This is a genomic window from Sphingobium sp. 22B, assembly GCF_001580035.1.
Lineage (GTDB): Bacteria > Pseudomonadota > Alphaproteobacteria > Sphingomonadales > Sphingomonadaceae > Sphingobium > Sphingobium fuliginis.
Genome location: NZ_LTAB01000015.1, coordinates 44,879 through 66,763, shown reverse-complemented (window position 1 = coordinate 66,763; position 21,885 = coordinate 44,879). Strand labels below are relative to the sequence as shown.

Genomic DNA, 21,885 nt, shown 5'->3' with positions numbered 1-21,885 from the left:
TGCGCAACACTTGGGAAAACTCATTGCACAATGTCAAACGATATCTTAGGCTCCGGCAAAATTGACTGTGAACTCCGGCAAGGAGTCGCGCGAATATATCGTCAGGATCACATGGGAGAATGTCATGGCTGCTGAAGGGGTTATCAGGGAAGAAAAGATCACGGGCCGCGGCTTGACCTCGCACACCCTCTTGGCGGGCGATCCGTCCAAGCCGGCAATTCTGCTGCTTCACGGTGCGGGTCCGGGCGCACATGCCGCATCCAACTGGTATCACCTGATGCCGGACCTCGCCGAAAACTTCTTCGTGATCGCGCCCGACCTGATCGGTTTCGGCCAGTCGGTGATTCCCGATCCGTGGCCTGACAGCGTGATGGGCTGGATCGGCACCCGGGTCGACCAGTGCTTTGGCCTGCTTGAGGCGCTCGGTGTGAAGAAGGCCCACGTTGTAGGCAATTCGATGGGCGGCGCGCTGACCCTGCAAATGATGAGCGAGGAGCCCGACACAATCGACAAGGTGGTGCTGATGGGTTCGATCGGAGCCCCCGGCCCGCGCACCCCGGAACTGATCCGCCTGCTCTCGTTCTATTCCGACCCACGATATGCCCGCTATCGCCAGGTGATGCACAGCTTCGCCTACGATGCCGAGAAGTTCGAAGGCATGGAGGAAATCGTCGAGAACCGTTACAAGATCGCCACCGATCCGGGAATCATGAAGACCGCGGTCAAGATGATCGATTCGATGAAGAACGGCATTGAGACGCTCAACATGCCGCCCGAACTGCTGGGCAAAATGCCGCACGAAGTGCTGATCTTCCATGGCCGTCAGGACCGGGTGGTGCCGCTCGACACCAGCCTATACCTGATCCAGCATCTCAAGCATGCCGAACTGTACGTTCTCGACCGTTCGGGCCACTGGTCGCAGCTGGAACGGTGGGATGTCATGCGTCCGATGATGGAAATCCATTTCGGCGCCCGCACGTTCTAGGCGGTTGGCCTCGTTGCATGTCTGGTCAGCATTTTCACCAAGGTCCGCGATTGGGTACTTCGGCACGGTCGGACCAAGGCCCGGCCGTGCCGCCAGTGGGTGATGAAGCTTCAATTCAGGTGGAGCAGCACGCGGCGGCGTTATGGGACTATTCCTTACACATTTATGCCAAGCCGGGCGTGGCAGCTTCCTGCCTTGCCTTGCAGGATCAGCATGGGTGTGACGTCAACACGGTGTTGCTTTGCCTTTGGTTGGCAGGGGCGCGTTGCACCATTCTCGCTGTTTCGGACATCGAGGCCGCGCAGCACTCGGCAGCAACTGCGAATGAACGCTTCGTGCAACCGGTCCGTTCGGTGCGGCGCTGGATGAAGCAGTGGTGCCAATGTACGCCTGAGTCGGAAATTAACGCCGCAGCCTATGCGGCGCTGAAGACGGCAGAGTTGCATGGTGAACGTCTGGTCCAGTCCCAAATGCTCGCTGGGCTGGACCTGGACCAGTTGACCCGTGCCGAGTCGTCCGAAGCAGCAGTCCAGGCAAGCTTTGCCAACTATTGTACCTTGGCGAGCACATCTGGCGGAGTGGCAGAGGAACTGGGTGAGCTTGTTGCCAGAGCCTGGCATTGAGCCAGTCCTGCCTGTCGGGCTAATTGCATTTGAGGAACGGGATATGGATCGGTGCCTGGATGGATCAGTTGTCGCGATCACTGGTGCCGGGCGCGGAATAGGTCGCCAACTGGCGTTGTATTGCGCCGCGCAGGGGGCGGCAATTATCGTCAACGATCCTGGCGTGGCGCAGGCGGGCAACGGCGGCGATACCGCATTCGCTCAGAACACCGCTAACGACATCATCGGTGCCGGGGGCAAAGCGGCGGCCAACTTCGGTAATGTTGCAGATCCGGCGGAGGCGCAGAGCATTATCGAGGATGCGGTACGGAAATTTGGCCGAATCGATGCGGTCGTGAACAATGCAGGCATCTTGCGAGACAGCATCTGGCACAAGATGAGTCACGCGGACTGGACCAGCGTCATCGCGGTCAATCTTACTGGTGTCTTCAACGTTTCCAAGGCCGCCACGCCCTATTTTCGTGAACAGAAGGCGGGCAGTTTCGTTCATTTCACTTCGACGAGCGGTCTGATCGGCAACATCGGGCAGGCGAACTATTCGGCGGCAAAGTTGGCCGTCGTCGCGCTTTCGCAGTCTATCGCGCTCGACATGGCGCGAGTTGGCGTCCGCTCGAACTGCATCGCGCCTTTTGCGTGGAGCCGCATGACCTCGTCAATTCCCGCGACAACGCCTGCCGAACACGAACGTGTCCAACGGTTGCAATCCATGTCGGCAGACAAGATCGCGCCGTTGGTTGCCTATCTGGCATCCGACCTATCCAAGGACGTGACCAACCAGATTTTCGCGGTTCGCAAGAATGAAATCGCCCTGTTTTGCAAGCCCCGGCCGATCCGGTCGATGACCAAGGTCGAAGGCTGGACGCCGGAGGCAATTGCCCACGAGCTTGTACCTTCGTTTCGCAGCAGCTTCGCGCGCGCCGATGAAGTCTCGGCGCATGTCTTTCCTTATGATCCAATCTGACAGGTAACCGATGAGCAACGCCGGCATGGATGCAGAAGTCTTCGAACAATTCTTGATACAGCTTGAACGCTTCGTGCGCGACCGGCTCATTCCTGTCGAGCGCAAAATTATTGAAACCGACCTCATCCCCGAAAACGTCCTCGAAGCGATGCGCGACATGGGTCTGTTTGGATTGACCATACCGGAAGAGCATGGCGGCGCCGGCATGAACATCAGCCAGTATATCCGCACCATGCACACGCTAAGTTATGCGATGCCGGCATTCCGCTCGATCATCTCGATCAATGTCGGCATGTTCGCCTCAGCCCTCAAGAATGGTGGAACAGAAGCGCAGAAGGCTGCATGGCTGCCGCGCATTGCCGCGGGTGAAATCGCCGCTTTCGGCCTGACCGAACCGGGTTCGGGATCAGATGCGGCGGGTCTGCAGACGACTGCGGTGCCGACCGGCGACGGCTGGCTTCTCAATGGCACCAAGCGATATATTACCAACTCGCCCTTTGCGAAGGTTGGACTGATCATGGCGCGGACGGCCATGGAAAATCTGCCCAAAAACGCCCATATATCGGCATTCATCGTCCCGCTTGACATACCCGGCGTGACGATCTGCAAGTCGGACAGGAAGATGGGCCAGTCGGGTAGCCATATCGCCGATATCGGGCTGGAAGATGTCCACGTTGGCAGCGAGGCTCTGCTCGGCGGCGAACTTGGCAAGGGCTTCGCATTCGCGATGATGAGCCTCGACAACGGCAGGATGTCGGTGGGCGCCGCAGCGACCGCTTATGCCCGCCGGGCGCTGGATAGCGCCATCCGATACGCGACCGAGCGCAAGGCATTCGGCGAGCCGATTGCCAACTTCCAGTTGATCCAGCAGATGCTCGCCCAGAGCGAGATCGAAATCTATGCCGCCGAATGCATGATGGACGATGTCACTCGGCGCGCCGACGCAGGCGAGAACATCTTGCGCAAAGCAGCGGCGTTCAAGGTTTTCGCGACAGAAATGTGCGGCCGCGTGGTGGATGCCTGCGTCCAGATCCACGGCGGTGCCGGCTATCTTGCCGAATACGATGCCGAACGTTTCTTCCGCGATGCGCGCATATATCGGATTTATGAAGGCACGACCCAGATCCTGCAACTCCAGATCGCTAAGCACATGCTGCGTGAATTTGCGGCGGCGAATTGACCTTCGTGGGTTGCACTTCATCCGCAGGCTGCACCATGGGCGGCCAGGGGGTTCATTCCGCCCCGCCCTGGCGCATGGCCAATTCGCCTGCGGGCCGGATCAAACGCCATGTATAATTTTCTCGATGGCCTATCGATCATTGAGGCATCGTCATTCGTCGCCTCTCCCACGGCGGGCCTTTATTGCGCGCAATTTGGCGCACAGGTGATACGCGTCGACCAGATTGGCGGCGGCCCCGATTACCGGCGCTGGCCTGTGACGGCGGCGAATGATTCGCTCTATTGGGAGAATCTCAATCGTGCAAAAAAGTCAGTCGCGGTTGATCTTCGCAGGCCTGAGGGGCGTGAAATAGTGCAGGAACTCGTGAGGGCAACCGGCCAGTTCATCACCAATTTTCCGGTGGATGGTTTCCTGTCCCATGCCCTCCTCGCGCAGGGGTGTCCGGATCTTGTCACCTTGCGGATAATGGGATGGGCCGATGGCTCGCCCGCGCTCGATTACACCATAAACAATGCCGTGGGATACCCTATGCTGACTGGAACGGGCCCCGATCCGGTCAATCATGTCCTGCCCGCATGGGATCTCATTTCCGGCGCATACGGAGCATTCGCCATGCTTGCCGCGATGCAGTGGCGAAGCACCAGTGGCGAAGGATGCGAGATCCGGCTGCCGTTGTCAGACGTGGCGATTGGCACGGTCGCCAACCTCGGTGGACTTGCAGAAATGCTCTATACGGGCCGGGATCGTCCGCGCCTTGGCAATGCAGTTTATGGTTTGTTCGGTCGCGACTTCACCACGCGCGACGGGGTGCGGACAATGATTGTCGTTGCCACGCATCGCCAGTGGGCCCATTTGCTGGGGGCGCTGGGCCTTTCCGAAGATGTTGCGGCCATCGAACAAGAGCGCGGTGTTTCTTTCGAACAGGATGACGGCCTCCGATATACCTTGCGTGACATGCTCTATCCCTTGTTTGAACGGGCAATCCGTTCGCGTGATTACGCCGATCTGTCCACTGCCTTCGATGCGGGGGGAATCGTCTTTTCGCCCTATCGCAGGATGCTTGATGCGGTTCACGATCCAGCGCTGGTAGCGAACAATCCGATTTTCGGGACGGTGCCAAATCCCAGCGGCTTCGACTATCCCGCCGCGGGCACATTCGCCACCGTTCCTCAAATGCACCGTCGGGAGCCTTGTCCCGCGCCGTACAATGGCCAGCATACCGAAGAAGTCCTGGCGGATCTGCTCTCGCTGCCTGCCGCCGAAATCGCCCGCCTGATCGACGCAGGTATTGTGGGCAACATAGCGAGTGGAGACCCGAAATGACCCTTCGTCGCGCAGCCATTGTCATGCCGATCCGCACTGCGGTGGGCAAGTTTGGCGGCTCTCTTTCGCCGATGACTGCAGGCGAGCTTGGCGCAGTCATCCTCAAGGCCCTGATCGAGCGCACGAAGATCGATCCCGCCCGGGTTGACGATGTCGTGTTCAGTCAGGGATATGGCAACGGCGAGGCGCCGGCCATCGGCCACTGGTCATGGCTGGCTGCCGACCTGCCGCTTGAAGTCCCCGGCTATCAGCTCGACCGGCGCTGCGGTTCGGGGCTGCAGGCGATCGTCAACGCCGCGATGATGGTGCAGACGGGGATGTCCGACGTTGTTGTCGCCGGCGGGGTCGAATCAATGTCCAACGTCGAACATTATTCAACCGACCTTCGCGGGGGCAAGCGTTCCGGCAATATCACCCTTCACGACAGGTTGACGCGCGGACGCCTTATGTCTCAGCCGACGGAGCGTTTTGGTGTTATTTCCGGCATGATCGAAACGGCCGAAAATCTTGCCAGGGATTATGACATCAGCCGGGAACAGGCAGATGCCTATGCCGTGCGCAGCCACCAGCGGGCCGCGGCCGCCTGGGCGAATGGAATGTTCGACGACGAAATCGTGCCGGTTGTGGTGCCGCAAAGAAAGGGCGCGCCTGCCATCTTCGCACACGATGAAGGTTATCGCGGCGACGCGACGATGGCTTCGCTCGGCGCGCTGAAGGCGATTGAGGGCGGCGTCGTGACCGCTGGCAACGCCAGTCAGCAGAACGACGCCGCTGCCGCTTGCCTAGTGGTGGCCGAAGACAAACTCGACGAACTGGGGGTGGAACCGATCGCCTTTTATCATAGCTCGGCCGCGGCGGGCTGTGATCCCAGTCGCATGGGAATTGGTCCCGTTCCTGCAGTGCAACGCTTGTTCGCCCGCAGCGGCCTTGGCTGGGGCGATATTGATCTGGTTGAGCTGAACGAAGCCTTCGCACCGCAAGTCCTGGCGGTTCTGAAAGGATGGGGCTGGTCGGATGACGACGGCCGGAACGAAATCCTCAATGTCAATGGTTCGGGTATATCGCTTGGCCACCCGATCGGTGCAACCGGTGGTCGTATTCTTGCCAACCTTACCCGCGAACTTGTGCGCACGAAAGGCCGCTACGGTCTTGAGACGATGTGCATCGGCGGCGGACAAGGCATCGCCGCAATCTTCGAGCGCGCGGCCTGAAGGTGGCTGATCTGCGCCAGGCCCTGAACGCCGCGAGAGACTATCGCGCCTCGGTCAAGGCAGCGTTGGGCGCGCGCTTGGTGTCCGGAAGGATTGATGAGGAGCAGCGGGCCGCGCACGGCTATGCCTGGGTGGCCACGCTTGTGGCTGCGCTGGAAGCGGTGCTCGAATGGTCCGAGGCCAGGGGCAGCAAGAATGATCTTGACGCCAGGATCGCCATTCTGGCCTTCGCTGAATGCATTGGTCAGATCGGTGGCGGCCTGCCGATGGGCCAGAACGAAATCTTCCGCCCCGGCGACCTCGGACTTGGCAGCGCTGCCCGCACGCTTTTCGACCGGTGCGCGGACCTGCTCGATGTGGACTATGCGGCAACCAGAGGCGAAGTGGCCGCAGCCCTGGCCCAGGGGCAATGGCCAAGCGAGTCGCTCGATGATGCCGAAGCCGACACGATCCGCGAGCAATACCGTCGCTTCACCAATGCTGTCATCGTGCCCCAGGCGCACGGATGGCATCTGGCGAATGACCTGATCCCCGAGGCAGTGATTCAGGCCATGGCCGATCTCGGTACATTCGGAGTCTGCATACCCGAAATCTATGGGGGTCTTGGCCTTGGCAAGCTAAAGATGTGCATCATAACCGAGGAATTGTCGCGCGGCTGGATTGGCGCGGGTTCGCTTGGCACGCGGTCCGAAATCGCCGGCGAACTGATCGGCTTGAACGGCACCGAAGCGCAAAAGGCCTGGTGGCTGCCCAGGATCGCGAGCGGCGAGGTTTTGCCGTCAGCAGCCTTCACCGAACCCGACACCGGATCGGATCTTGGCTCCATTCAAACCCGTGCACGGCACGACGGCGATCACTGGGTCATCAACGGGGCGAAAAACTGGATTACCCATGCCAGCCGATCAGATCTGATGACGATGCTCGTGCGAACATTACCTGAAGCCAGGGGTTACGCCGGGCTGTCGATGTTGCTGGTGCCCAAGCCTCGGGGCACGAGCGATGACGGTTTCCCAGCCCGTGGCATGACCGGAAGCGAGATCGAGGTCCCCGGTTATCGCGGGATGCGCGAATATGCCCTGCAGTTCGATGCCATGACCGCGCCGGCAGACGCCCTGCTGGGCGGCGAGGAGGGGAAAGGGTTCAAGCAGCTCATGCGTACCTTCGAGGGCGCACGCATCCAGACCGCCGCGCGGGCTATCGGCGTCGCGCGGCGGGCCCTCGAACTGGGCCTCGACTATGCCTTGGTTCGCAAGCAATTCGGCAGGGCCATCGTCGGGTTTCCGCGCGTGTCGGACAAGCTGGCGATGAGCCTTGTCGATTTTGTGATGGCGCGTGAACTCTGCTATGCTGCCGCGCGAGCCAGGGATTCGGAAAAGCGCTGCGATATTGAGGCCGGCATGGCAAAGTTGCTTGCCGCTCGCGCCGCCTGGTCGAACGCCGACGCTGCGCTGCAGATCCACGGCGCCAATGGTTATGCCCTTGAATACGAGATCAGTCGCATCCTTTGCGATGCGCGCATCCTCAACATTTTCGAGGGCGCTGCGGAAATTCAGGCTCAGGTGATTGCCCGCGGCCTGACCGGAGATGATTTATGACCACCCAGCCAGACGAACAATGGCAAAGCTGGATCGGTCGTGAAGAATTGCGTCACGACTATCTGGAACTCGCTGCCGCAAGACGGTGGCTGGCGACTTTCGACCGCGTTGCGCCGGCAGATGGCAGCGTGCCGCAAGGCTATCATTGGTGCCTTTGCCTGCCAGACGCGCCAACAGCGGCATTGAGCGTGGATGGCCATCCGGTGCGCGGCGGCGAAAGCAGCTTCATGCCACCACTTCCTCAGTCGCGCCGGATGTGGGCATCGAGCAAGATCGAATTTCTTTCGCCGTTGCTCATCGGTCAGAAGGTGCAGCGCAGATCGCGGATCAATTCCATCGCCGAAAAGCAAGGGGCGACCGGCAAGCTTGTTTTCGTCGAGATAGCACAAGAAACCCGCTGCGAAGGCGAACTCTCCGTTCGCGAAACCCAAGCGATCGTTTATCGGGATCCCATGCCTTTGGGCACCGCAGAGCTGCCAAGGCCGTCTGACATGATCTTCGACGGATCCCGATGGGTTGCGCACCGCGCGCTGGTCCCCTCCGAAACCTTGCTGTTCCGATTTTCGGCGCTGACCTTCAACAGTCACCGGATTCATTATGATCGGGCCTACACCTGCGAAATCGAGGGGTATCGCGGCCTCGTCGTTCACGGTCCGTTGACGGCGACACTGCTGCTGGAACTCGCCCAGCAGCACTTCGGCGACAATGCGCTTCGGTGCTTCGATTGCCGAGCGGTGTCTGCCGCGATCTGCGGCGAGGAACTGCATTTGGCGCTTCGCGCGAACGGCAATAGTGTTCAGTTCGTCGCCCATGCGCGCGATGGCCGTCCGATCATGGTTGCCAGCGCCACCCTTTGACCACCTTCCAGGGAAATTGAAAGTGACAATCGATCCGCAAAAATTGCTCAACTTTCGTATTCCTGCGGTTCGTCAGACCGTCACTCCACGCGATGCTGCATTTTACGCCTTATCGATCGGGATGGGGCGAGATCCTACCGACCTCGCGCAGCTGCCATTCGTGGATCCCCTTCGTGGACCGGTTGCCATGCCCGGCATGGCGCTCGTTCTCGCGAGTCCCGGGTTCTGGCTGGGGCACCCTGATTCCGGTGTAGATCCGGTTTCCGTCCTGCATGCCGGCCAATCCATGGTACTGCTTGGCCCGGTTCCGGCAACTGGCGAAGTCGAAAGCACAACCCGCGTCACCCACATTGTCGACAAAGGCGCGGGCAAGGCCGCGTTGATATTCACCGAAACCAATATCCGCGATGATCGCGGCACCTGCTTTGCCTGTCTTGAACGTACGATCTTCATTCGCGGCGGCGGCGGGTTCGGAGGGGAAGGCGAAGCACCGCGAAGTTCGCCGGTACCCGTGGCGGAAGGCAATGCCGGTCTTGTCATTGACCTGACGACCGGTCCCGAACAGGCCCTGATCTATCGTCTCAATGGAGATCTCAACCCGCTGCACAGCGATCCCGCAATCGCGGCGCGCGCCGGGTACAGGATGCCGATATTGCACGGCTTGGGCACGATGGGCATCATCGTTCACGCCATCCTCCGCGGGCGACTTGGCTACCAGGCCGAGCGCCTGCGCGCAGTGCAACTGCGTTTCGCCGCGCCGGTGTTCCCTGGTGAAACCATCAGAACCGAAATCTGGAATAATGGCGCTTTTCGGGCATCGGTGCTCGAGCGCGACGTCATCGTTGCAGATCAAGGGTTTTTCACAATCTCTCAGGATGAGGGCGATGCAGTTTCTTAGTCCTTTCGAACCTCAACACTTTCACGAAATCCGCGACGGCGTGCGCCGGCTGTGTGAAAAGTTCCCGGGTGAATATTGGCGCAAGCTCGACGCTGATCGCGAATATCCGACCTCCTTTGTGGATGCGTTGACGAGCGCTGGCTATCTTTCGGTGCTCATACCCGAGGAATATGGCGGATCAGGTCTGGGCCTTTCGGCTGCAGTTGCCATCCTTGAGACGATTCAAGCGATGGGTTGCAACGGAGCGGCATGCCATGCCCAGATGTATAACATGGCCATCATCCTCAGACATGGATCGGATGAGCAAAAGCGCCTTTATCTTCCCGCGATCGCAAGCGGCGCACTGCGCTTGCAGGCTTTCGGCGTAACCGAGCCGGGAAGCGGCTCCGATACCACTGCGTTAAGGACGACGGCAGTTCGCGATGGGGACTATTTTGTGGTGAGCGGCCAGAAAATCTGGACCAGTCGCGCCGAACACAGCGATCTCATGCTGCTGCTAGCGCGGACTTCGCCGCGCGATCAAGTGACGAAGAAAACCGACGGTCTTTCCATATTCATCGTCGATATGAATCAGGCTCGCACCGCGGGTTCGCTAACGATCCGGCCTATCCGCACCATGATGAACCATGCCACGACGGAACTTTTCTTCGACAGGATGCGCATCCCGGTCGCCAATCTCTTAGGCAAAGAAGGCAAGGGCTTTCATTGCATCCTTTCGGGCATGAATGCGGAAAGAGTTCTTATTGCTGCCGAATGCGTCGGTGATGCAAAATGGTTTACCCGAAAATCCATTGCTTATGCCAATCAACGGGTGGTTTTCGATCGCCCCATTGGCATGAATCAGGGCGTCTCTTTCCCGATCGCGCGAGCCCACGCAAATATGCGCGCTGCCGAGCTCATGGTCCATGAGGCCGCGCGCCTTTACGAAGCGGGGCTTGAACATGGACCCGAGGCGAACATGGCAAAAATGCTTGCCGCGGACGTAGCAGTCGAAGCGGGCAACGCCTGCATCCAGACATATGGCGGATATGGCTTTGCTGAGGAATACGACATCGAACGGAAATTTCGAGAGGCCCGCCTTTATCAGGTGGCACCTGTTTCGACCAATCTCATATTGTCATTCATCGCAGAGCATGTCCTGAAACTACCGCGAAGCTATTGAGGCGGCCACCACGCTCCGTCGTTTCCGCTCACTCGACACAACGATTGTTGCTGCGACCAAGCAGCGCAACACTGAAGAAGAAAGGTGGCCTGCCCTAGAATGCGGCAATGCCAGTGAGTGCTCGACCAAGGATGAGCGCGTGCACATCGTGCGTGCCTTCATAGGTGTTGACGGTTTCCAGATTCACCATGTGCCGCATGACTTGATATTCATCGCTGATGCCATTACCGCCGTGCATGTCTCGGGCATGGCGCGCAATATCAAGCGATTTTCCGACATTGTTACGCTTGACGAGAGAGACCATCTCCGGCGCGAACCTGCCTTCGTCCATTAGGCGGCCGACACGCAATGAGGCTTGCAACCCTAGCGCAATGTCCGTTTGCATATCGGCGAGCTTCTTTTGATAGAGTTGGTTGGCGGCAAGCGGCTTTCCAAACTGGTGCCGATCAAGTCCATATTGGCGGGCTGCGTGCATGCAATATTCCGCGGCGCCGAGCGCTCCCCAACTGATCCCATAGCGTGCGCGGTTTAGGCAATCGAAGGGGCCCTTGAGACCCTGGACCCCGGGGAGCAAGGCTTCTTCGTCAACCTCAACCTCGTCCATCACGATCATGCCGGTGGTCGAGGCACGCAGGCTGAGCTTGCCCTTGATCTTGGGAGCGGAAAGCCCCTTCAGGCCCTTTTCAAGCACGAAGCCGCAAATGGCCCCATCATGTGCTTCGCTCTTTGCCCAGACAACAAAGACGTCGGCGAAAGGAGCATTCGAAATCCATGTTTTGATGCCGGAAAGGACATAGCCACCATCAATTCTCTTCGCGATTGTGCGCATGCCCGCAGGATCAGATCCCGCATCAGGTTCTGTCAGGCCGAAGCAGCCGATCAGCGAGCCTGCGGCTAGGCCAGGCAGATATTTAAACCGCTGTTCTTCCGAGCCGAAAGCAAAAATCGGATACATGACGAGCGAGCTTTGCACCGATGCCATTGACCGATAGCCCGAATCCACGCGCTCAATCTCACGCGCGATCAGGCCGTAGGAGACATAGCCAGCTCCAGCACCGCCATAAGACTGTGGGATCGTCGCTCCAAGCAAGCCGGCTTGTCCCATGAGTGGAAACAACTCTGCTGCATCCAGCTCTTCGCGGAAGGCATTGATGACCCGGGGCTGAAGTTCCCCTTGCGCGAAGCCATGAGCCGCATCACGCACCATTCGTTCTTCTTCTGTCAGTTGATCATCGAAGTTGAAGGGATCGCTCCAATCAAACCGTGCCATCTCGATCATAAATTCCACTCGTCATATGATATCATTCGGTTCAGATGCAGTAATGGCGAGGAGTTCTTCAAGCGTTACCGCGAACCTTGTGAGTTGGACAAATCCCGAAAGTGAAAAAATCCACGCAAATACCCGCATGCGGTTGTAGCGAGCTGAAATTCCCAGGAAGGCTACGCTGCCGAGCACAAGGCCAACCGGGCCAGCGAGGAAAGCTGGACCGAAAGCGCTTTTGTGGTGCGGCGAGCGGAACCAGACAACAGCGTAACTAAGCGATCACTTGTGTACCGTAGCTATCGATAATGACGACTATCAAACACAAGGTGCGTGCTCACCAAAGCAACCAGCTAGTCGGCCGTGAAGAACGCGATTTGCTTTTCGGGGCGGGATAGATCGAACCTTGGACGTGCCCGACGGCTTCAGGCACGGGCCATTTCGGACGGGACAGCGGGAAGCCAAGCCGCGAGCAGGGCGCGCAAAAGCATGTTCAGCCATGCGACGAGCAGCCTCAGATTATGTCCGGCGGCGACCAGGATGGCGTTGATGGCATCACCGGTGGCGCCGGCAAGGTGATTACGTTCCAGCAGGCCATCAGATTTGGTGTGGCCGATGATCGGCTCGATGGCATTGCGCCGCCGCAGCTCGCGTTTGATCGTAGGTGAGGCGATGCCGCGGGTATAAGCGATGTAGACCTTAGCCTTTCCGCCATGCTTGTGGCCTTTGTAGCCCCGGTCGACATAGGCCCGCTCGACGGTGACACCGGTCAGGCGCTCGACCTGTTCGATCTGCCCGGACAGGGTGTGGCCGTCGTAGGGATTGCCGGGCAGAGCCTGCATTCCCACGATGAACTGGCCACCGGCGGTGCGTGCATTGGTGACCGCGATCGAGGTCTTCACGCCAAACTCGTAGCGCGTCCTCGCCTTGCCCTTGGCGATGCATTCCACTTCGGGCGCGTGCAGCGCGTAAAGCTTGTCGGTGCTGTTCGTCTTCTGGGTCAGGATCTTCGCCACCCGCTCACGAGCGACGGCGAAGGCGGTCTCGAGTTCCTCGTTCCCGGCTATCTTGCGGCCGATGTCGCGGTCAAGCCGGCCCAGCCAGGTGCGCAGCTTGCGAACCCAGCGCATGGCCTGCTTGTGCCCACGACCGTGGATCAGCCTCGAGACATCGCGCCGGGCCTGGCGTCCAACGCGCAGGAATGACTGACGCAGCTTGAGCCTGTGCTTTCGGGCAAGCCGGTTCAACCATTCGATGCCGCGCATCAACAGGTGACTGTCGGTGGGGTGTCCAACTGCCTTGGTCTGGACCGTCGTATCCACCGTCACCCGCTCGCAAGCCTGCGGCGGCATCGCCCTGGTTTCCATCGCAACCCGCAGCGTCTCGGCCAGCAGCAGTTCCAGCTTGTCGGCACCGATCCGTCCGCGCCAGCGCGTCATCGACGAGCGATCCAGGGGGAGCTTGTGCCGGAAGTACTGCTCGCCGCAGAAGTACTGGAAGTAGGGGTTCTCCACCCACCGTGCGCAGACAGCCTCGTCCGACAGACCCTCCATGTGCTTGAGCAGATGCAGGCCCGCCATCAGTCGCGTCGACAGGCCCGGACGGCCCTTCTCATGATAGAACCGACCAAACGCTGCTTCAAACCGAGACCAGTCGATCAGCCCCGCCAACTTCACCAGCGCGTGTTCCATGTCGATCATGTTGTCGAGTTGACTGCGGAACAGCTCGTCACTGCGCGGGGCGGGTTTCTTCGGCGGCATCGGTGAACCTCATCGTGTCGACCAGCACACTGAATCACGACCCGATTTGCGAGAAAAGCCCCTACGTGCGCGGGCGCGCAAAATCGCAAGCTTTTCGCCCGATTTCCCCAGAACCTTGCAAATCCGATTACTTCAAACCCGCCAAAGCTCACGCATTCCTGGGGCTTTCAGCGTTTTTCACGGGCGACCAGCTATCCGCATACTCCGTTGGCACCCTAGCAATTTCAGCCTTACGAACCCTGTCGACCTTTTCCGCCCAGCTTGATTTGACCTCAAAGTGCCTTGTTTTTGGCGGGTTCGGCCTTTGCGGGGGGAAGCTTCTGCGCCACGATGTGATCGTAGATCTGCTTGATCTCCGCGTCCGACAATTCGGTCGGTCGGAACGGCGGCATTTCGATCAGGCCCTGGCGAACGACCGAATGTAGGTAATCGTAATCTAAGTCCTTGCGACCGATGAGCGAAGGCACCGGAGCACCTTTTTCGGCCAGCAGCATGGTGCCACCGTGGCCCGGGCCGGGGTTGTGGCAACCTGCGCAGTAACGCTCATAATTCTCCGCACCGTCCACCACTGATTCGCCTTGTGCGGACGAACAGGCAGCAAGTGCAGCGAAAAGCGAAAGGGCGAGGAACTTATTCATTTTACCTCCGCAGGCATGGCGACGCATCGGCTCAGACCGAGGCAAAGATCGAGTTGGGATCAAGCGCCTGCTTGACCCGCGCATGCAGGGCCGAGCGGCCACCCTTTTCATAGGTCTTGGCAACCGCCGCCCCCAGCCCGGGGTCGGTCAGGATCTGGCCGAAGCCGGCCTCGGCCTGCGCGGCGATCAGGGCTTCGGCGCAGGTCTTGGCCCGTACCGCATCCTCGCCCTTCCCGGCGGCATGGGGCAGCACCTGGCGATGGTTGGCCGAACGCCAGATCGCGGTGGTTTCGCCAACGAAGTCGAAGCCGTTTTTGGCACAGATATCGCGCGACAGTTCATAGAGCTTGACGGCTTCCTCGCCATCCACAGGGCTGACTGGGTTGACCGTAAGCGCCATGTCGCCGCTCCAGCCTGCTATCCTGGCCGGGGGATCAGCCACCACACCGGTCATAGTGCCCATCCGCCAGGCCCACAGCTTGGGATCGATGCCCTTGCCATCGGTAATCACCCTTGCGCCGCTGATCGACGAGAACGCGCCCTTGACCATGTCCCACAGGATCGCGACGTTGCCGGGCAGGCCATAGAGCGAGCCGTAAAGGTTCCAGTAGCCTAGTCCGAGCACCTCACCAGCGGCCTTGACCGCGCTTGCCGCCATCGGCCCCTGGCCCTCAAAATCGGCGCGGCGCTTGCCGAGCAGGGCCGCTTCGTGGAGCGCATTGCCCACCGCGACGCCATTGGCCACCACCATGTTGAGCTTGAGCGGCCCGAGCACGTCCAACAACGCGCCCAGATCGTCCTCCTTGGGGACCGAGACCATGAAGGTCTGGTGCGCCGGGGGCTGCGGCATCATCCACATGCCCACCTTGGTCACAACCCCGAAATCGGACTGGGTGAACAGGCCATCGACCCAAGGGCCATAGCCGAACTTGAACAGCTGCCAGCAGGTGCTCTTGGGCATGGCGCCCATGCCGGTGCGCACCATCTTGCCATCAGCCAGCATGACCTCGAGCCCGCACTGCATCAGGAAATGATCGGAATAGGGGGTGTAGCCGGGGCGGCGGTTGATGAAACTGGCGGCCACGCTTTCATCGGGATTGCCGGGAAAGTCGACCCACAGCTTAATTCCCTTTTCCTTGATGTGGGCATCGAGCTGGCGGAAGGTGACGCCCGGTTCGACTAGGCAGGTGGCCAGTTCGTCATTGACCTCGAGGACCTTGTTCATCTTCTGCAGGTCAAGCACGATCACCTTGTCCTGTACGGCTTTTTCAAGTCCGTAGGCGCCGTTGCAGACCGTCTGGACCACACCGCCGCTGGTGCGCGCAGCTTCCAGCACCTTGGCGAGCTGGGCTTCATCGGCCGGAAGCACCACGCCTGCCGGTGCCATCCCTGGGACAGCATAGCGGGCCAGGGTCTGCGGGCTGGTATCGACGGCGGCCTTGCCGAGTGCCTGGGTGAGGGTGCCGAGCGTGGCCGTCTGGCGGGCTTGATCGATCATGGCGTTGGGAGCCTTATTGCTGGAGAATCTTGGGATAACGCTGGAGATCGCCGGCATCGACGGCGAAATCGGCCGAGCGCACAGCCGGGTCGATAGCGCGGGCCGGTTCGCTGTCGCGCCAGGAAAAGTTGCAGGTCGGGCAGCGCAGGATCGTCCACACGACCGCGCCGTCCTGCCTGCCCTGATGATCGGTGACAGCGCCGCTCGATTTGCAGCGCCCGCAGACGGTGGTGGTCATGACAGGGCTCCCAGCTGCATTTCGCGGATCCGCTTGCTCAGGGCGTCGATCTCGTCCCCGGTCGGCGGGGTGACAAGGTGCGCTTCACCCACCGGATCGGGCGGGAGATAGCTGGTCGCGTCGATGATCAGGCGGTGCCCCTTGCCCGGGACCACTGCCGAAGGATCGATCGGCACGGCAGGCATGTTGGGCAGCACGATGATATCGTCCGCACGGGTGCGGGTCGAAAGCGCCCACATCACCTGGTTGAGATCGAACGGATCGACATCGGCATCGACCATAATCAGGTTCTTGAGGTACATCACGCCGTGCGGCGTGCTCAGCGCGCGCAGCGCGACCGTCTTGGCAAAGCCGGCCATGCGGTTCTTGACCGAGATGATCCCGGTCAGTCCGTGCTGGTAAAGCGCGTTGACCGCGGTGACTTCGGGGAAGCTCTGGCGCAGTTGGGCATAGATCGGGGCGGAGGTGTGCAGGCCGATCAGCGTATCGTGCTCGGTCCAGCCGCGCCCGATGTAAATGTTCTCGAAGATCGGATCGCGCCGGTGCGACACCGCCGTGACCTTGAAGATCGGCGCCTTGCGCACGCCGCTGTAGGAACCGGGGAATTCGCCGAACGGCCCTTCCAGCTCGCGTTCACCCAGTTGCAGTTCGGCCTCTATCACGATTTCGCTGTCGGCCAGGATGTCGATCCCGTTGCCCGATTTGGTCAGCCGGATTGGCGCGCCCATCATCGCCGAGGCATAGGAATATTCCGATTCCTCGTAGCCGATCGGGGTGGCAGCAAACACCGCAAGGCCGGGATGATTACCCAGCATGACCGCAATCTTTAGCGGAACGCCTTCCCGTTCGGCCGCCATGATCTGACGTCCCATGTCGTGGGAGGGGATCGTCATCAGGGTGAAGCTGTCCGGCCCTTGGATCTGCAGGCGATAGATGCCGACATTCTGCTTGCCGAAATTGTCTAGATCGAGCGGATCGCGCGAGGCGACCGAGGCCTTGCCGATGTAGAACCCGCCATCATATTCGTTGATCCGATAGACCGGCAGGACATCGTAAAGGTTGATGTCCTGTTCGATCCGGCATTCGTGCACCGGGGCCTGGGCTTCTGGGACAAAGCTGATTTGCGCTTCCTGATCGCCCCAGCGGCCGGCGATCTCGAAGAAAAGCTCGCGGATGGTCGTGCCCTTAGGTCGGCCCAGCAGCAGGGCGATGTTGTCCCACGAACCATGGACGCCCACCGCCAAGCGCTTGCCGGGGTAACCGGTGATATTGTCGAATACGATCGCCGGCGCGCCGTTGGCATCGCGCGATGCGGCGACGGCTATGTTGCGCACGCCGGGTTCGGGCATCACCGCATCGCTCCAGGTGATCGCCTGGCCGGCATCCTCGAGCAGTTCGAGGAAGTCGCGCAACGACGAGATCGAGCGGACGCGGTTAGGGAGATCGTTCATGGTCATTCGTTCCCGCCTGTCAGTGTCCGCCCTCAGTCGCCGACTGGATCGTGACCCATTTCCATTCGGTCATGATCTCGAGATCGGCTTCGGTGCCTTCGCGCCCGAACCCAGAGGCCTTCGTTCCGCCGAACGGAACGTGCGGCTCGTCGTGCAGGGTCGGCGCGTTGATGTGGACCATCCCCGCTTCGGCCCGCTGGGCAAAGGCCAGCGCCTTGTCGAGATCGCGGGTGAAGATCGAGGCGCTGAGGCCGTATTCGGTGTTGTTGGCGAGTTCGAGGGCTTCCTCAACTGTGTCGAACGGAAAGAGCGAGGTGACCGGGCCGAAGGTCTCTTCCTCGAACACGGTCATTTCGGCTGTAACGCCGCGCAGTACCGTCGCTGAGCATACGTTTCCGTTCCACTCAGCACCGGCTAGCAGCTCTGCGCCCTTGGACCGGGCATCGTCGATGTGGCGGCGGACCCGGTCGCGCTGGCGTTCGGAAATTATCGGGCCCAGCATGGTGGTAGGATCGCGCAGGTCGCCGCTCTTGGCGCGGCCTGTCGCGGCGGCGAAGGCCTTGGCGAACTGGTCGAAGATCGACCGTTCCACATAGATCCGCGAAGCCCCCATGCAGACCTGGCCCTGGTACATGAAGATGCTGAACAGCGCGGCGTTGACCGCCTTGTCCAGATCGGCATCGGCGCAGATCACCAGCGGGCTCTTGCCGCCCAGCTCCAGCGTGTACTTCTTGAGGTTGCGGGCAGCGATTTCGGCGATGTGCTTGCCGACGCGCGAGGACCCGGTGAAGGTTATCGATGCGACCTTGGGATGGCCGGTCAGCACGTCGCCGATCTCCGCGCCATTGCCGTAGACCACGTTGAACAAGCCGTCGGGAACGCCGGCCTCCTTCCACAATTTAGCGAGCAGATCGGCGATCATTGGCGCGGCTTCCGAGGGTAGCAGCACGAAGGCGTTGCCTGTGGCCAGGGCCATGGCCGACTGTTTGATCCCCTTGATCAGCGGCACGTTGAACGGGGTAATCCCGGCGACCACACCGACCGGCTGGCGCAGGCTCATGCTGAACCGCCCAGGGGTGTCCGAAGGGATCGTTTCCCCCCGAATCCGGCGCGGCACGCCGATCGCCGCGCGCAGGAAGCTGACCGCGAAGCGGGTTTCGAACCCGGCCTTGGCGATCGGCGAACCGATTTCGTCGACCAGCACGTCGGCGAATTTGGCGGTATCGCGCTCCATGATTTCGGCGGCTTTCGCGATCCACCCTTCGCGCACTGCGGCGGGCAGATCGCGATGCTGGAGATAGGCCTGATGCGCGTTCTCCACGGCGCGGTTCACGTCTTCCGCGGTGCCGGCGGGAACCCGGGAATAGACCGAATCATCGACCGGGTTAAGATCGTCGAAATAGGCCCCGCCCGTTGCAGCCACGGCGGTGCCGCCAATCCAGTGCTCAATTTGCGTCATGGTCGTCAATCCTTGAAGTCTTTGTTCAGCCGGCCGTGTGATTACGCTTGGTTGCGCATCGCCTGGGGCCATATCCCCTGCTTGCCGGGGGAGAGGATGCCGTTGGGGTCGAGCACGTCCTTGAGACGGTGGTGCAGGTCCCACAGCGCCCCATCGTTGTGCTTATAGGTCTTGGCGATCTGGTCCATGAAGGCGAGGTGGGTGCGGTATTCGCCGAAGCCCGCACCGGCTGCCTCGTCTACCAGCTTGCCGAACAGGTCATAGGCGCTCTTGCGCATGCCGTCGTCGGCGCGATCGTACATGATCATAAGGATGTGGTGCATGTCGCGCCAGCCGACCAGGAACTCGCCGATATAGTCGAACCCGAAATCGTGGCAGCGCTGTTTGATCAGGTTATACTGGCTCAGCGCTTCCTTACCGTCGGGTGCCGAGATCGGCGAGAAGTTGATATGCCCGCCGCCGCCGATCCAGTTCATAATGCTGAATTCGGTCATGTTCGGCTCGCCGCGCATCAGTTGCACGCGATAGTCCCAGGCGGGATCGTTATCGCGGTTGAGGTGCAGCTTGGCACCCGGAATGCTCATCATCGCTTCCTCGACGAGCTTCCAGTTGTTCTCGATGACCGGCGGCGGACCATAGAGCGCGGCGTAGAAGTTCCACATGCCCAGGCCATGATCCGACGCGATCTTCTTGCGGATCGAATCTGGGATAGGGCCCTTGCCGTCGAAGTAATGGCGACGCGTGGTCTTGGCGGACACTTCCCACAACAGATCGACCGCCACAGCGGCGTTCGGGATAACCTGGTTGATTTTCAGCGGCAGCACCGCATCGAAGATTGCGGCAAGGTCTTCCTCGCGCTCGTAAGTGATCATGAACGGCTTGTAGCCCGGCGGTTCGGGCATCAACCAGATACCCATCTTGGTAACAATGCCGAAATTGGACTGGGTGAACATGCCATCAAAATGCGGACCGGCTGCATGCTTGGTGGATTGCCAATGCTGCGACCCCTCGATCGCGCCCTGACCGGTGCGGACGACCTTACCGTCGGCAAGGACAACTTCCATGCCGCACTGCATGACGAAGTGATCGCCGTAGGGGGTGTAACCCGCGCCATGTTCAAGCGCGTTGCCCATGACGCCGCCCCAACCTGGTGCCGCAGGATCGACCCAAAGCTTGCTGCCGATCTTGCGCAGATGGCGGTGAAGCTGAAAATAGGAAACGCCTGGTTCGACCAGCGCATAGCCGTATTTCTCGTTGACTTCGAGAATGCGGTTCATACGCTTGAGGTCGAACATGACATAACCGGACTGGCGCGGGGCCGGGCCACCATAAGCGAAATTGCGGCCGTTGCCGAATGTCCAGATCGGCAGCTTGTAAGCGTTGAATACCTTCAGTGCCTGCTGAATCTGTTCCATGTTGGCCGGTGCCACGGCAGCCGAGGGCAGCATCTCGCCATCGGCCAGCGGTGAATAGGCGTCGCGATAGGCCGACAGCGGCAGTTCATCGACGAAGACCCATTCCTTGCCGACGATAACCGCTAATTCGTCCAGAGCCTTGGTAAAGGTTGCGGCGTCGACCCCTTGTGGCATGCGCGTACTCACGACTGCTGTACTCCCACTTCGAATGCCCATGAAACCAGCATGCCGGGGCTCTTGCCATCGAGGCCGCAATGTCCTGACTGGCACCGCAGTTCGGCATCCTGGCGATCGCCGACGAGCGCATCCTGCATGTGGTGGGCAAGAACGCTGGGCCAGCCGACGCTGGCCCGCGCAAGCAGCGTTGGCGCGCCGACAGTCTGGTGTTCCCAGCGCAGCTTGCGGTATTGATGGGTCCACTGCAGTAGCGGGCGGGCGCCGCCGGCCACAAGGATCTGCCCGGCGATCATCGCCGCGGGATCGGAAGTAAGGCCGACCAGCACGCCTTCAACCGCTTCAAGTTCATGCAGCAGGCCGTTGAAGCTCCGGTCGATCCGGACAACCTGCGGTGCGCGCCCCGAATTAATAAAGGTTTCGGCAAATAGTCGACTTTCGGGAACGTGCGTCTCTTCGATGACGATGATCTTGCGCGGCCGCTGAGCAAAAGCGCTGCGGCCGATTCCCAGACCGGCAACGACAGCACCCACGGCGCCACCGCTCACGACGGTGCGACGGCTGACATCCCACGCCATTCTCAATTCCCTTCCATTTGCCCAGCACCCGAAACAAGGCTTGCAGCCTCTTTGCTAAGGCCTTGCCAGCGTTTCTCCGACTTCAAATGAAGCCCGAACAGATCCAGTATCCGCATGCAGCTGTGATCGACTACCTCGGCCAGCGAGGTCGGCCGCGCATAGAAAGCCGGCACCGGGGGGAAGATCACTGCCCCCATTTCAGTGCAGGTCGTCATGTTGCGCAGGTGCGCCAGGTTGAGCGGCGCTTCGCGGGTGATCATCACAAGGCGGCGCCGTTCCTTCAGCATCACGTCGGCCGCACGGGTGATGAGGTTGTCGGACAGGGCGTGCGCCACCGCGCCCAGCGTGCGCATCGAACAGGGCGCGATCGCCATGCCTTCGCACACGAACGAACCGCTGGCGATCGAGGCGCCGACGTTGCGGACGTTGTGCACCACATCGGCCAGTGCTTCGAGCCGGGCTTTGCCTTCGGGCAGTTCCTCGCGAATGTTGAGCAGCGCCGCCGGAGACATCACCAGATGGGTTTCCCAACCGCCCGTCTCGCGCAGTAGCTCAAGCAGGCGAAGGCCATAGACCGAGCCGGTTGCGCCGGTCATCCCCACGACCATGCGCTTCACG

Annotated in this window: 20 protein-coding genes; 10 read left to right on the top strand and 10 right to left on the bottom strand. The window is 60.6% G+C overall.

What is annotated here, in order from left to right; translation table 11 throughout:
• Positions 1–124 precede the first annotated feature (124 nt).
• The 10 genes from A0J57_RS14530 to A0J57_RS14485 all read left to right on the top strand — a co-directional run bounded on the left by A0J57_RS14530 (position 125) and on the right by A0J57_RS14485 (position 10,795).
• Complete coding sequence (locus A0J57_RS14530) at positions 125–985, top strand: alpha/beta fold hydrolase (protein ID WP_008828102.1); 861 nt, start codon at positions 125–127, stop codon at positions 983–985.
• Between the two features lie 95 nt (positions 986–1,080).
• Positions 1,081–1,608: a TIGR02444 family protein gene (locus A0J57_RS14525; RefSeq protein WP_229710705.1), complete on the top strand. Its 528-nt coding sequence runs from the start codon at positions 1,081–1,083 to the stop codon at positions 1,606–1,608.
• Positions 1,609–1,651: 43 nt separating this feature from the next.
• Positions 1,652–2,569 carry an SDR family NAD(P)-dependent oxidoreductase gene (locus A0J57_RS14520; RefSeq protein ID WP_024018971.1) on the top strand — a complete coding sequence of 306 codons (918 nt, stop codon included), beginning with the start codon at positions 1,652–1,654 and terminating at the stop codon, positions 2,567–2,569.
• A 10-nt stretch (positions 2,570–2,579) separates the two neighbouring features.
• Complete coding sequence (locus A0J57_RS14515; protein ID WP_008828105.1) at positions 2,580–3,749, top strand: acyl-CoA dehydrogenase family protein; 1,170 nt, start codon at positions 2,580–2,582, stop codon at positions 3,747–3,749.
• Between the two features lie 108 nt (positions 3,750–3,857).
• Positions 3,858–5,072 (top strand): CoA transferase, encoded by a 1,215-nt coding sequence (locus tag A0J57_RS14510; protein WP_061939686.1) that lies wholly within the window; start codon positions 3,858–3,860, stop codon positions 5,070–5,072.
• The gene (locus tag A0J57_RS14505; protein ID WP_061939684.1) at positions 5,069–6,283 is read left to right on the top strand and encodes an acetyl-CoA C-acetyltransferase; all 1,215 of its coding nucleotides are present in this window, start codon (positions 5,069–5,071) and stop codon (positions 6,281–6,283) included. Before A0J57_RS14510 ends, A0J57_RS14505 begins: the two co-directional genes overlap by 4 nt.
• A gap of 2 nt (positions 6,284–6,285) precedes the next feature.
• Positions 6,286–7,878, top strand: coding sequence for an acyl-CoA dehydrogenase family protein (locus A0J57_RS14500; protein WP_061939706.1), 1,593 nt, complete (start codon positions 6,286–6,288; stop codon positions 7,876–7,878).
• Complete coding sequence (locus tag A0J57_RS14495; protein WP_061939682.1) at positions 7,875–8,735, top strand: MaoC family dehydratase N-terminal domain-containing protein; 861 nt, start codon at positions 7,875–7,877, stop codon at positions 8,733–8,735. The genes A0J57_RS14500 and A0J57_RS14495 overlap by 4 nt, the downstream gene beginning before the upstream one ends.
• 22 nt (positions 8,736–8,757) lie before the next feature.
• A complete protein-coding gene (locus tag A0J57_RS14490) occupies positions 8,758–9,633 on the top strand; it encodes a MaoC/PaaZ C-terminal domain-containing protein (protein WP_061939680.1) in 876 nt (291 codons plus the stop codon).
• Positions 9,620–10,795 (top strand): acyl-CoA dehydrogenase family protein, encoded by a 1,176-nt coding sequence (locus tag A0J57_RS14485; protein ID WP_031308881.1) that lies wholly within the window; start codon positions 9,620–9,622, stop codon positions 10,793–10,795. Before A0J57_RS14490 ends, A0J57_RS14485 begins: the two co-directional genes overlap by 14 nt.
• Positions 10,796–10,889: 94 nt before the next feature.
• Here the strand turns inward: A0J57_RS14485 and A0J57_RS14480 are convergent, their stop codons facing one another.
• The 10 genes from A0J57_RS14480 to A0J57_RS14435 all read right to left on the bottom strand — a co-directional run bounded on the left by A0J57_RS14480 (position 10,890) and on the right by A0J57_RS14435 (position 21,875).
• Positions 10,890–12,074, bottom strand: a complete 1,185-nt coding sequence (locus tag A0J57_RS14480) for an acyl-CoA dehydrogenase (RefSeq protein WP_061939678.1) — start codon at positions 12,072–12,074, stop codon at positions 10,890–10,892.
• Between the two features lie 407 nt (positions 12,075–12,481).
• Positions 12,482–13,816, bottom strand: a complete 1,335-nt coding sequence (locus A0J57_RS14475; RefSeq protein WP_061939287.1) for an IS5 family transposase — start codon at positions 13,814–13,816, stop codon at positions 12,482–12,484.
• Between the two features lie 272 nt (positions 13,817–14,088).
• Positions 14,089–14,454 carry a cytochrome c gene (locus tag A0J57_RS14470; protein WP_008828113.1) on the bottom strand — a complete coding sequence of 122 codons (366 nt, stop codon included), beginning with the start codon at positions 14,452–14,454 and terminating at the stop codon, positions 14,089–14,091.
• 31 nt (positions 14,455–14,485) lie between these two features.
• Positions 14,486–15,952, bottom strand: coding sequence for an FAD-binding oxidoreductase (locus A0J57_RS14465; protein WP_061939285.1), 1,467 nt, complete (start codon positions 15,950–15,952; stop codon positions 14,486–14,488).
• 13 nt (positions 15,953–15,965) lie between these two features.
• Entirely contained in the window at positions 15,966–16,190 is a 225-nt protein-coding gene (locus A0J57_RS14460; RefSeq protein WP_008828115.1) for a non-oxidative hydroxyarylic acid decarboxylases subunit D, read from the bottom strand.
• On the bottom strand, positions 16,187–17,641 hold the full coding sequence (locus A0J57_RS14455; protein WP_235600875.1) for a non-oxidative hydroxyarylic acid decarboxylases subunit C: 1,455 nt from the start codon (positions 17,639–17,641) through the stop codon (positions 16,187–16,189). Before A0J57_RS14455 ends, A0J57_RS14460 begins: the two co-directional genes overlap by 4 nt.
• A gap of 19 nt (positions 17,642–17,660) precedes the next feature.
• Positions 17,661–19,100, bottom strand: coding sequence for an aldehyde dehydrogenase family protein (locus tag A0J57_RS14450; RefSeq protein WP_061939281.1), 1,440 nt, complete (start codon positions 19,098–19,100; stop codon positions 17,661–17,663).
• 41 nt (positions 19,101–19,141) lie between these two features.
• Entirely contained in the window at positions 19,142–20,689 is a 1,548-nt protein-coding gene (locus A0J57_RS14445; RefSeq protein ID WP_082718778.1) for an FAD-binding protein, read from the bottom strand.
• A gap of 8 nt (positions 20,690–20,697) precedes the next feature.
• Positions 20,698–21,267 carry a hypothetical protein gene (locus A0J57_RS14440; protein WP_061939277.1) on the bottom strand — a complete coding sequence of 190 codons (570 nt, stop codon included), beginning with the start codon at positions 21,265–21,267 and terminating at the stop codon, positions 20,698–20,700.
• A gap of 2 nt (positions 21,268–21,269) precedes the next feature.
• Positions 21,270–21,875 carry a UbiX family flavin prenyltransferase gene (locus tag A0J57_RS14435; protein WP_235600877.1) on the bottom strand — a complete coding sequence of 202 codons (606 nt, stop codon included), beginning with the start codon at positions 21,873–21,875 and terminating at the stop codon, positions 21,270–21,272.
• Positions 21,876–21,885 lie beyond the last annotated feature (10 nt).